Source organism: Acidimicrobiia bacterium, assembly GCA_041394025.1.
Classification (GTDB): Bacteria; Actinomycetota; Acidimicrobiia; order IMCC26256; family JAOSJL01; genus JAOSJL01.
In genome coordinates this window covers 955363-966732 of record JAWKJA010000002.1, presented here as the reverse complement: position 1 = coordinate 966732, position 11370 = coordinate 955363, and the positions used below count along the sequence as shown (strand labels likewise).

General features: G+C 68.5%; 10 protein-coding genes. 7 read left to right on the top strand and 3 right to left on the bottom strand.

The genetic code is table 11. The annotated features are described in order from the left end of the window. The first annotated feature begins 36 nt into the window (after positions 1 to 36). Genes R3A49_04480 through R3A49_04470 form a run of 3 tightly spaced genes read left to right on the top strand, consistent with a single transcriptional unit; the run spans position 37 to position 3000 of the window. Entirely contained in the window at positions 37 to 1155 is a 1119-nt protein-coding gene (locus R3A49_04480; GenBank protein ID MEZ5169986.1) for an amidohydrolase family protein, read from the top strand. A 10-nt stretch (positions 1156 to 1165) separates the two neighbouring features. Further along, the gene (locus tag R3A49_04475) at positions 1166 to 2518 is read left to right on the top strand and encodes an FAD-dependent oxidoreductase (protein MEZ5169985.1); all 1353 of its coding nucleotides are present in this window, start codon (positions 1166 to 1168) and stop codon (positions 2516 to 2518) included. Continuing rightward, positions 2518 to 3000, top strand: a complete 483-nt coding sequence (locus tag R3A49_04470; protein MEZ5169984.1) for a DUF2243 domain-containing protein — start codon at positions 2518 to 2520, stop codon at positions 2998 to 3000. Before R3A49_04475 ends, R3A49_04470 begins: the two co-directional genes overlap by 1 nt. A gap of 3 nt (positions 3001 to 3003) precedes the next feature. On the opposite strand, the gene ade is transcribed toward R3A49_04470, so the two are convergent. Together ade and R3A49_04460 are read right to left on the bottom strand one after the other, a co-directional pair. Then, positions 3004 to 4734 (bottom strand): adenine deaminase, encoded by a 1731-nt coding sequence (ade, locus tag R3A49_04465; GenBank protein MEZ5169983.1) that lies wholly within the window; start codon positions 4732 to 4734, stop codon positions 3004 to 3006. Between the two features lie 21 nt (positions 4735 to 4755). Further along, positions 4756 to 5187 carry an OB-fold domain-containing protein gene (locus tag R3A49_04460; protein MEZ5169982.1) on the bottom strand — a complete coding sequence of 144 codons (432 nt, stop codon included), beginning with the start codon at positions 5185 to 5187 and terminating at the stop codon, positions 4756 to 4758. 72 nt (positions 5188 to 5259) lie between these two features. On the opposite strand from R3A49_04460, the gene R3A49_04455 reads away from it, so the two are divergent. Then, complete coding sequence (locus R3A49_04455; protein MEZ5169981.1) at positions 5260 to 6486, top strand: MaoC family dehydratase N-terminal domain-containing protein; 1227 nt, start codon at positions 5260 to 5262, stop codon at positions 6484 to 6486. 112 nt (positions 6487 to 6598) lie between these two features. On the opposite strand, the gene R3A49_04450 is transcribed toward R3A49_04455, so the two are convergent. Next, positions 6599 to 7762, bottom strand: a complete 1164-nt coding sequence (locus R3A49_04450) for a thiolase family protein (protein MEZ5169980.1) — start codon at positions 7760 to 7762, stop codon at positions 6599 to 6601. A gap of 89 nt (positions 7763 to 7851) precedes the next feature. Here R3A49_04450 and R3A49_04445 point away from each other — a divergent pair, with 89 nt between their 5' ends. From R3A49_04445 to R3A49_04435, 3 genes are read left to right on the top strand one after another with little or no spacing between them, the layout of a single operon-like run. Next, positions 7852 to 8838: an NAD-dependent epimerase/dehydratase family protein gene (locus R3A49_04445; GenBank protein ID MEZ5169979.1), complete on the top strand. Its 987-nt coding sequence runs from the start codon at positions 7852 to 7854 to the stop codon at positions 8836 to 8838. Continuing rightward, complete coding sequence (locus R3A49_04440) at positions 8835 to 10004, top strand: cytochrome P450 (protein ID MEZ5169978.1); 1170 nt, start codon at positions 8835 to 8837, stop codon at positions 10002 to 10004. The genes R3A49_04445 and R3A49_04440 overlap by 4 nt, the downstream gene beginning before the upstream one ends. Then, on the top strand, positions 10001 to 11284 hold the full coding sequence (locus R3A49_04435) for a hypothetical protein (protein MEZ5169977.1): 1284 nt from the start codon (positions 10001 to 10003) through the stop codon (positions 11282 to 11284). Before R3A49_04440 ends, R3A49_04435 begins: the two co-directional genes overlap by 4 nt. The last annotated feature ends 86 nt before the right edge of the window (positions 11285 to 11370 follow it).

The following is an 11370-nucleotide window of genomic DNA, read 5'->3' as shown; positions in this document are numbered from 1 at the left end:
CTGCTGCACCCGAGAACCCTTGAGGAAGCGTGCGCCATGGCCTACGACCTGATCAGTGTCGACGACCACATCATCGAGCCGGCCAACGTCTGGACCGACCGGCTCCCCGAGCGGCTTCGTGATGCAGGACCCCACGTCGAGTCCGACGGCGACCGCGAATTCTGGGTTTTCGAGGGTGAACGAACGGAGACGATGGGGCTGAACGCCGTGGCCGGTCGGGACAAGGAGGACTTCTCAACGGATCCGGTCCGGTTCTCCGACATGATCCCGGGCTGCTACGACCCGCTGGAGCGGGTCAAGGACATGGACCGCGACGGCGTGCGGGCCTCCCTCGGGTTCCCGACCTTCCCGCGTTTCGCCGGTGTCCGATTCGCCGATGCGAAGGACAAGAACCTCGCGGACCTCTGCGTGAGTGCCTGGAACGACTTCGCTCTCGACGAGTGGTGCCCGACGGCTCCCGATCGTTTCATTCCGATGGTGATCGGACAGCTGTGGAACCCGGAGGCGATGGGCGAGGAGATTCGCCGATGCGCCGGCAAGGGAGCTCGTGCGTTGTCGTTCTGCGAGAACCCGGCAGTCCTCGGGCTTCCCTCGCTGCACAGCGACTACTGGGACCCTGTGTGGCGCGCCGCCACCGAGACCGACACGGTGCTGTGCATGCACATCGGGACCTCGGGCAAGATGCCCCACACCGCCGACGACGCGCCGATGAGCGTCGGAATCGCGCTGGCGCCCACGAACGCCCAGTCCGCATGCACCGACATCCTGATGAGTCGGATTCCGATCGAATTCCCGACCATCAAGTTCGTGATGTCCGAGGGGGGAATCGGCTGGGTTCCGTTCGCCCTGGAGCGGGCCGACTACACGTGGGACCGCCACAGGCACTGGGCGCACCTCGACGCCGACATCCGGCCGTCGGAGGTCTTCGATCGCAATGTCTGGGTCGCGTTCATCGACGACGTGATCGGCATGCAGCTCCGCCACGAGATCGGTGTCCACAAGATCATGTGGGAGTGCGACTATCCACACTCCGACAGCTCGTGGCCCCACAGCCAGAAGCGCGTCGCCGAGCTCCTCGAGGGCGTTCCTGCCGACGAAGCCGACCTGATGACACACGGCAACGCCGAGAAGCTCTTCCGCTTCCCCTCCGCATAGGGACGCGTTCGTGACGCGCCGGGCTGTCAACGGCCCCTCCGGCGCCGACACCGATGTCATCGTCGTGGGTTCCGGGATCGCCGGACTCGGTGCTGCCCGACACCTCGCCGAACGCGGACTCGACGTCGTCGTTCTCGAGAAGGAGCGTGAGCCCGGGGGACGGATGCGTTCGGTGGAGGCATGGGACGGGCTGTGGGTCGACCTGGGTGCGGAGATCCTCCCCGACGACGACCAGCTCGGTGTCCTCGCCTCGACGCTGGGCCTCGACAGCGGACGGCTTCCGTACGGTCCCGACGACGGCTCCGTCACGTTCGACATCGAACGCGACGGGCAGTGCCACCGTCTGAACCTGACCGATCCGCGGTCGCTCTTCCGGTTCGGCGCCATGTCGCGCATGGGTCGGCTCCGGGTGGCCACCCTGATTCCCGCTCTCGTGGCTCAGCGGGTCCGTAATCGCGGGACGCACTACGAAGCCTGGCGCGGGGCGCCCGTCGATCGCGACTCGGCTGAGGAGTGGCTGTCGAAGCGTGCGCCCGAGCTCCTCGAGTACGTGATGGAGCCGTCGTGGAACCTCCTGTGCGGCTGGGAACCCGCCGACGTGAGCCGAGGCGCGCTGTTGTACTTCATGACCGCCTATGGCGACACGACGGGCAGCACCTTCCACGGTGGCGTCGGTGCGCTGTCTCGAACGCTGGCTGCAACGCTCGACGTGCGGACCGGACACGACGTGACGTCGGTCGACGTCGACCGGGCCTGTGTCACCTACTGCGAAGACGACGGGCGATCGACGACGTTGGCCGCCCGTGCCGTGGTCGTGGCTGTGACGGGTGATCGCGTTTCGGAGATGACGGCTGGGCTCGATCCCGCCCGGGAGGAGTTCTTCCGGCAGGTTCGCTACGTCCCCCACTCGCACGCCTTCTTCGAGCTCCTCGGCCGCCCGGTACCCGGCGTGCCGTACGTGCTCTATCCCCGCGCCGAAGACACCGAGGTGGCGGCGGCCGGTTGCGTGTCCGCTCCCACAGACCCCTCCGTCGACGTGTTCCGGATCGGGGGCAAGGCCGCCTTCGACCGCCGCCACGCCGAGAGCTCCGATGATGAGATCATCGACGCCTACCGGGCTCTCGCCATCGAGCGGTTCCCCCGGATCGACGATCTCCTCGGGGAGTCGGTTCTCTGTCGCTGGAAGAGCGCGCTGCCGACCTTCCATGTCGGTTACCTCCGTGCACTGGCCGCGCTCCACGAACTGCCGCCGCTTCCCCGAGCGGCATTCGCCGGCGACTACCTGGCTTTCTCGGCGACGTCCGGTGCCTACGAGTCCGGTGTTCGCGCCGCGCGTCAGATCCTCGAAGGTCTCGGCACCTGATGGCTGTCACCGACGAAGGGTCGTCGGTTCCGTCCTCGGGGATCGCCTGGGACGGGATCGCCGGGCTGCTGGTCGGCGCAGGGTTGGGCGGCTTGGCCTACCGGATCGTTCTCGACCGCCTTCTCGACGCCGACAGGGTCGTGATCGAGGACACGATGACCCTGGACGGCCTCCGTGGCGCCGCGCTCGATGTCGGGTCGTGGGTGCTTCTCGTCGTCGGACTCGTTCTGGTCGTGCGGATCTGGCGGACCCCGTCGCTCGTCACCGAGTGGTCCACGTGGTTGGGCGCCGGATTGCTCGGACTGGGTGGAGCCTTCTTCGCGTGGAGCGTGCTCGACATGCACGGCCTCGGTCGCTACGACTGGAGCGGTTCGGGGTCCGAGATCGTGGCCGATCTCCTCTACCACGGCCTACCGGCCCTGGTCGCCGCCGTCGGCTACGGCCTGCTGGCCGGCGCGCCGCGCCGGTCGGATCCGGGCTGAGCCTCAGGGCGCAGCGGCATCGAGGCTCGTCAGCTCGAATCGGGTGACGTCGACGAGCCCACGGTCCGTGATGCGCAGTTCCGGGATGACCGAGAGGCCGAGGAAGCTCAACTGCATGAACGGTGCGGTGAGCGTGACGCCGAGATGCTCGGCCGCTGTGGCGACGAGCGAGTCGAGGTCGGCCGCCACCTCGAGATGCGGTCGTGTGCTCATGAGCCCACCGACGTCGAGGCGGACCTCGCCCAGCACCTCGCCGCCGAGGACGGCCACCTGGCCGCCACCGATCTCGGCCACGCGGGCGACCGCCGCCGCCATGTCGGACGGACCCGCGTCGTCGGCGCTGCCCACGACCATGCAGTTGTGGGCGTCGTGGGCAACCGTCGACGCGATGGCCCCACGCTCGAGGCCGAATCCCGACACGTAGCCCAGCCCGACCCTCCCGGTCTCGCGGTGGCGTTCGATCACGGCGATGCGTGCGAGGTCGGACGACGGCCGGGTGATGTCCATCTCGAGGGCGTCGGTCGAGATGCTTCCGGGGATCACGCCGATGACCTTCGCCCGACCCGATGCCGGTGGTGTGAGGGTGAGATCAGCCGCCGACGGGATGTGGGGGAGGTGTACCGAGTGACGCATCCAGTCGGGAGCGGGGTGGGAGGGGATTGCCTCGGGGAGGACGTGCCCGTCCTCGGCGACTCTCAGACCGGCGTGCCACACGGTCGCCGGCTCCACCGAGGCGAGGTCGTCGAAGGCGAGGATGTCGGCTTGGTGGCCGGGGCCGAGCGAACCGAGGTGGTGCAGGCCGTGGTATTCGGCGGCGTTGGCCGTGGCCATGGTGAGCGCGTCCTCGAGCGACGCGCCGTTCTCGACCGCCAGCCGGACGCAGTCGTTCATGTGCCCGAGATCTCGGATCATGTCGGGCTCGCGGTCGTCGCTGCACAGGGCAACGCGGTCGATCCCGTGGCGCAGGACGGTCGGCAGCAGATCCACGAGGTTTCTGCTGGCCGAGCCCTGGCGGATGAAGACCCACATCCCCTTGCGTCGCTTCTCCTCGATCTCGTCGAGAGCGAAGCACTCGTGGTCCGACTCGACACCGGCGGCGAGGTACGCATCGAGGTCATGCCCTCTCAACCCCGGCGCGTGACCGTCGACGCGCCGACCACGCGCTGCCTGGATCTTCTGTCGAAACTCGGGGTCGCCGGCGATGACGGCCGGGTAGTTCATCACCTCGGCGACTGCCATGGCACCGACGTCGTCGAGGAGCCGGCGAAGTTCGGGCACTCCCACCTCGGCGCCGGGGCTCTCGAAGGGGGAGGCGGGCACGCACGACGACGCACAGATACCGAATGTGAACGGAAGGTCACGGGCCGCGTCGGCCAGCGCGGCGACGCCATCGACGCCGAAGACGTTCGCGATCTCGTGAGGATCGGCGGCGACCGCCGTCGTGCCACGCGGAAGTACCGCCCGGACGAACTCGTCGACCCACAGCTTGGTCGACTCGAGGTGCATGTGCGCGTCGATGAGTCCCGGCGTGAGAGCCGCGCCGTCGACGTCGAGTGTCTCGTGGCTGTCACGCGGTCCCCAGCCGGCGACGAACCCGTCGGCCACGGCCAACTCGGTGTCGATCCACTCGCGCGTGAAGGGGGAGAACACGCGACCCCCGGTGATCAGGAGATCGGCGGGCTCGTCACCGCGGGCTACCGCCAGTGTTCGCAGAGAGGCCGGTTGTCGGGACACGGCAGTCGGGCCCTTCGTGTGTCAGCGGGCACTCATGGTGGGGAGGTGCCGGAACTGACCCAGAGAGTACGCCTCGTGGTCGCCGCCGGCCGGGTGGTCGACGTAGGTGAGCTCGACACGGTCGCCGATCGAGGGGTCGCCCTCACCGTCGGCGATCGTCGCCGCGACCCTGAGGCCGACTTGTACGTCGAGCTCCACGAGGACCAGGCGGATCGGGAGGTCGTCGGCATACTCCGGCGCCGGTGCACGCTGGGTCGTGGTGTGTGAGACGACCGTTCCGGTGCCGGGCACGACGGTGGGGGAGACGGCGGCGGAGTGGCAGGCCGGGCACCGCGCGAACGGGTAGTGGATGAGGTGACCGCAGTCGTCGCACCCGACGAGGACGAGCTCGTGGCGCTTCGCCCCTTCCCAGTAGGGGGTGGAGGATTCGTCGATCAGGGGTGGCACCGGCACGCCCGAGAGCCTATCGTCTAACGAAGTGAACTAAAGGCCCTGATCGAGGGAAGTGACTTCGGACGTGACGACGTGAGCGCGACGACAACGGATCCGGCCGAGAAGGCCACCAAGGCACGGATCACCGACGAGGGCATCGAGCGGTTCAAGGCGCGCCTCCACGTCCCGGTCCCTGAGCCGCCACCGTTCAACCGCGAGGCGCATTCCGACACGATGCGCCACTTCGCCAACGCCCACGGCGACGACAATCCCCTCTACTGCGAGCCCGACCACGGGTCCACGTCGCGCTTCGGCGAGCAAGTCGGCGCTCCCTTCTTCCTCATGACGATGGGCGAGCCCGTCGTGGACTCGATCCCCGACGAGGTGCGACAGGCGTCGAAGGGCGCCCTGGTCGGAGTGCACATGTTCCATGCCGGGAGCGAGTGGTACTTCTACGAGCCGGTCCGCAGCGGCGACGGCGTGCGCTCCAGTCGGTATCTCACCGAGGTCGAGGACAAGACGTCCGAGTTCGGTGGCGGGCGCAGCGTCATCTCGCACATCAACATCGACTACGTGCGCAAGGTCGACGGTCGGCCCATGGCGGATCACCGCTTCTGGTTCGTCCACACCGAACGGGAGAAGGCGAAGAAGGCCGGCAAGGAGAAGAAGATCGAGCGCGCGTCCTGGACACCCGAGGAGATCGAGGAGATCGACGCCGCCGTGCTCGCCGAGGAGCCCCGTGGCGCCGAACCGCGCTACTGGGAAGACGTCGAGGTGGGCGACGACCTGGGTGTGCTCCACAAGGGCCCGCTCACCGTCACCGACAACGTCGGGATGCACCTCGGACTCGGGCCGGGGGAGTACGGATGGGGCCCGCTTCGGCTGGCGGTGAAGCGTCGCAAGCAGGCGCGTGGCCTGTACACGCGCGACCAGAGCGGTGCGTGGGACGTCGTACAGCGCCTCCACTGGGACTCCGAGTGGGCGCGCACGATCGGCGCCGCCCGAACCTACGACTACGGCATGATGCGCATGATGTGGCTGGGGCAACTCGCCACCGACTGGATGGGTGACGACGCCTGGCTGGCGCGCCTGCGCTGCGAGTTCCGCAAGTTCAACTATGTCGGCGATCTCCAGCGCATCACCGGTGAGGTCACCGAGAAGAACGACGACGGATCGGTCGAGGTGGCGTTGGCGGCCACCAACCAGCGCGGGGAGGTCACCGCGCCGGGTGATGCCACGGTGCTGCTCCCGACACGGGAGGGCGGCCCGCCGAAGCTCCCCGAGCCGAGGGAGAAGATCCGGCCGGGTTTCCAGGACTGATCGCGTGCACGGTCGCGGGTGCTTCCAGTGCCCCCACACCGAACCGCACTCGTGGGCTTCGGCCGACGGACTGCGGTGGGGAGCCCCGTGACCGTGCCGCTTCGTCCCCGGGCTAGGACTGGAGGAGGAGGCATCCGGCTATGGGCCCGCCGCCGCCGCTGACGACGGCGACCTCCGCGCCCTCGACCTGCCGGTCGCCGCAGCGGCCCTGCAGCTGACGCACGGCTTCGGCGATCTGGCCCATGCCGTGTGTGCGTCCTTCCGACAGGTTTCCGCCGTGCGTGTTCATCGGGAGCTCGCCTCCGGCCGCGGTCGCTCCACTCGCCACGAAGGGGCCACCCTCGCCGAGCTCACAGAAGCCGAGCGCCTCCAACCAGGACAGCGCCAGGAACGTGAAGCCGTCGTAGAGCTCCACGACGTCGACATCGGCCGGCGAGATGTCACCGGCGTGTGCCCACATGTCGCGAGCGGCGTAGGCGGCTGACATCTCCACGAGGCTCGGAGCCTGGTCCCAGTCGGGACGTGGACCGGGGGCAACCGACAACGAGCGTATGGCGACTGGTCGATGTGGCATGTCGGCGGCGCGCTCGGGTGTCGTGAGGACCACGGCCACGGCTGCGTCCACCGGGTAGTCGCAGTCCAGAAGCCGGAAGGGGTCCGAGACGATGGGGGAGGAGAGGTAGTCATCGATCGTGATGGGCTCGCGCATGATCGCCCGGTGGTTCCTCGACGCGAAGTCGCGCGTGTTCACGGCGATGGTGCCCAGGTGCTCTGGTGTCGTGCCGAACTCGTGCATGTGAGCCTGCGCGTACATGGCGACCCACTGGCTCGCCATCGCCCCGCCGTACGGCACCTTGAAGGCGATGTCCGGCGGAAGCGTGATCGACGGGGGAGCAGCGCCGGCGCCGTGGGCCTTCGGGCGCGTGTAGGAACGAAAGGCCACCGCCACGTCACACGCCCCGGCCGCCACGGCGAGTGCCGCCTCCACGACGGCGGTACTGGCGGCCGGCCCGTTCCCGTCGGCGTCGCAGTACCACCGGACCTTCGTCATCCCGAGGCCCATGAGCACGTGGGTGGACGACACCGAGCTCACCATCCCGCCCGGATACGTGGCGATGCCGTCGACGTCGTCGGGTTCCAGACCGGCGTCACGGATCGCCAGGAGACAGGCCTCGAGGGCCAGGTCGCCCTCGTCGCGGCCCGAGTCCTTCGTCACCGGTGTCCATGCCGATCCGACGAGCGCCACCCCGCCCCCGGTTCTCCCGTTGCCCAGCATCAGCGCCGATCATATAGTTAGTTCTTCTAGATGATGAGAGCAGGGGTCGCGACGAGCGACCGTCGACCCTCCGAGAAGGACCGAGCCGCGTGACCGACAACTCCCGACGCATCCTCGTGACGGGAGCATCCGGCGGATTCGGATCGGCGCTGTTGCAGCGTCTCGCCCGCCGCCCGGATGCGGAGGTCGTGGCGCTGGACGTCGTCGAACCGACGACGGTGCCGGCCGGTGTCGAGTTCCACGCCGGCGACGTGCGCGACGTCGAGGCCATGGCGCGTGCCATGAAGGACTGCGACGTCACGGTGCACCTGGCCTGGGTGGTGCGCCCCATCAAGGACATCGCGCGGGCCCGCTCCATCGACATCGGTGGGACGTCGGCTGTTCTCGACGCCATGGAGCGCACGGGCTGCGAGCGACTCGTCTTCGCCGCGTCCGTGACCGCCTACGGGATCCACGACGACCATCCGGAGCGCTGGACGGAGGACGAGCCCATCGACCCCGGTCAGGCGTTCACCTACGGCGCTCACAAGGCCCAGGCCGAAGTACTCATCGCCCGGTCGGGTGTCGACGCCCTGTTGCCGCGTGCGGCGGTGGTCGTGGGTCGCCACACCGACAACGCCGTGCGCTCGGTCTACAGCACGCCGCTCCTGGCCACGTCCCGGACTGGCGAGTCGCTCCTGCAGGCTGTGCACCACGACGACGTCGGGCGTTTCTACGAGGAGGCCTGCTTCTCCGATCGCACCGGCCCCGTCAATCTGGCTGCTCCCGACGTGTTGTCCATGGACGAAGCGGGTGAGCTCCTCGGCAAGCGTGTCGTGCGGGCCTCCGAAAGCGCGCTGCGCCGGGTGACGGGTGCCCTGTGGTCCGTCGGATTGGGGACGGTCGATCCCGCCGGCGCCGATCTGATCCGGTATCTGCCCTTGGCGGACACGACGAAGCTGCGCGACGAGTGGGGCTTCACCCCGGAGTACTCGACCGCCGACGCGCTCCTCGACTTTCGCGACGCGATCCGCGGTCGGGTGGCCCTCGGGAAGCTGGAGTTCGCATGGCGGAGCCGACGCGGGGCCCGGGCATGACCGACCCAGACCTGTCTTTCGATCCGTCCGACGGCGCGCTGATGGACGACCCCTACGAGCGGTACGCAGAGCTGCGCGCGACCTGCCCGGTGGCACCGAGTCTGGAGCCGTTCGAGTTCGTGTCGCGACACGCCGACGTTGCCGAGGCGCTGCGTGACCACAAGACGTTCTCCGTGGCTCTCGGGATGCGCATCCACGGCCAGGAGCTGGCCGACGAGGAGCAGTCGATCAACGAGGTCGACCCGCCGCGCCACAGCCGTCTCCGCCGACTGATGATCTCGGTCTTCTCGCCCGCAGCCGTCACCGAGGTGGAGCCGTTCGTCGCGTCCCTGGCAGAGCGACTGCTCGACGACATGGTGCCCGCGGGGTCGGGCGACCTCGTCTCCGGCTTCAACGTCCCTCTTCCGACGCGGGTCATCGCGCACATGCTCGCCATTCCGGACGACGACCTTCCCGACTTCAAGCGGTGGAGCGACGACATCGTCGTGTACGGGCCACAGGGCCGCGAAGCCATTCCCTCGTTGCCGGAGTTCAATGCCTACGTCGACGACCTGGTGGCACGACGGCGTGCAGCAGACCCACCCGGCGACGACCTCGTGAGTCGGATGATCCACATCGAGACCGACGGGGAACGGCTGACGCCGATCGAGGTACGTTCCCAGATCCGGTTCCTGCTCCTGGCGGGCAACGAGACGACCACGAACCTGCTCGGCAACGTGATCCACGAGTTGCTCCGCAGTGGCCTGTGGTCTCGGCTCCTACGGGATCGCTCGTTGGTCCCGAGTGCGGTGGAGGAGGGGCTCCGCCACGGATCGCCGGCACAGTTCGTTCCGCGCAACTGCCAGGCCGACGCGCAGCTCAGCGGCATCGACGTTCCGGCGGGTCAGCGGGTCTTCCTCGGTCTTGGATCAGCGAACCGGGACGAAAGCGTCTGGGCCGATCCCGAGGAGTTCTCGCTCGATCGCGACGGCGACAACCCCCACCTCTCATTCGGGCTCGGAATCCACATGTGCATCGGCGCTGCCCTCGCACGGATGGAGGCGCGGGTTGCTCTCGACGCTTTGCTCGACCGCATGCCCGACCTCGCACTGGCCGACGGGTTCGAGTACCGGCGGGTAGCGCCCATGATGATGCGCGGCCCACGCACGCTCGAGGTGACCTGGTGACCGACGACCGACAGCCCAACCGCGACCTGTGGAACCCCCAGGTCCAGGGGCGCTCGGCCGACGACCTGACATCCGATGCCGAGGCGGCACTCCGACGTGAGTGGCAACGGGCGTGGGAGATCCCGCTTCCCTTCTATCGGGATCGCTACGAAGCCGCCGGGTTCACCCGCGACGACATGCCTCCGCTGGAACAGATTCCCCGAGCGACCAAACCCGACCACCGAGCCGATGAAGCGGCGAACCCGCGTTGGGGAACACACCGCGCCGTGGGGCTGGACACGGCCGCGCGTCTCGGCGTGTCCACCGGTACAACGGGGAAGCCAACCTACATCTTCTACGGCCGCAACGACGTCGACGCCATGGTCGAGTCCAGCGCCCGACAGGCATGGCGGGTCGGCATGCGCCCGGGAACGCGTTTCACCCACGCCTGGCCCCTCGGTATCTACCCGACCGGGGTACAGGGCGGGCGCTCCTATCTCGAGATCGGCGCTCTCGAGATCGCCGTCGGTCCGCCCTTCTCGAAGGAGGCCGCACTCGAGCACCTCCAGATCTGGGAAGAGCTCGAACCCGACGCGTTCCAGGTGACGGCGTCGCAGTTCGCTACCTACGAGTCGGTGGCGGCTGCGAACGGCATCGACTTCCCGGCGCTCCTCGACGGCTCGATTCTCGTGTACCTCGAGGCGAGTTGCCAGTACGACGGCCCGCGAACGCGCATCGAGGACGCCTACGGCGTGCGGCTCCACAACCTGTCCGGGGCATCCGAGGTTCCGGCCTTCTCGGTGAGTGACTGCCGCTTCCACAACGGCTTCCGTGTGCCCGGCGACCACTTCGTCGTCGAAGTCGTCGACCCCGAGACCGGAATCCCTGTTCCCGACGGAGAGCGCGGCTCGCTGGTGGTGAGCGCGTTCGGGCTCGACGCCTTCTATCTGCGCTACGACATCGAGGACATCGTCGTGCGCGAAAGGGGGGAGTGTCCCTGTGGCGAAACCGGTCCGCGCTACCGCTTCATCGGGCGCGGTGCCGACGGCGCTGTTGTCGGAGACACGACCATCATGCCGCTCGACGTGCAGCTCGCGCTCGACGCCCACGGCGCGCCGGAGTTCCAGTTCGACGCGGGCGACACGTCGGGTGCGCTGAGGATCCGTGTCGAGGGCGCAGGCAACGGCGCCGAGGTCGAGGGGCTACTCGCCGATGCGCTGGCGGTCTCCGTCGACGCCGAGGTGGTGGAGCCCGGTTCGCTGCCCCGCTCGGCCTTCAAGCCCCGGCGGGTCGCGTCATGAGGCCCGTCGTGCCCACCGGAGCAGGCTGGTTGCGGCGCTCCGAAAGGCTTATTCTGGGGCGCAAGATGCTCGCTTCCCCGTCCTTC

Excerpts from the sequence above, each read along its gene's own strand:
- R3A49_04450 (MEZ5169980.1), bottom strand. The coding sequence starts at position 7,762 with ATGCTGGGCAACGGGAGAACCGGGGGCGGGGTGGCGCTCGTCGGATCG.
- R3A49_04440 (MEZ5169978.1), top strand. The coding sequence starts at position 8,835 with ATGACCGACCCAGACCTGTCTTTCGATCCGTCCGACGGCGCGCTGATG.
- R3A49_04470 (MEZ5169984.1), top strand. The coding sequence starts at position 2,518 with ATGGCTGTCACCGACGAAGGGTCGTCGGTTCCGTCCTCGGGGATCGCC.
- R3A49_04480 (MEZ5169986.1), top strand. The coding sequence starts at position 37 with ATGGCCTACGACCTGATCAGTGTCGACGACCACATCATCGAGCCGGCC.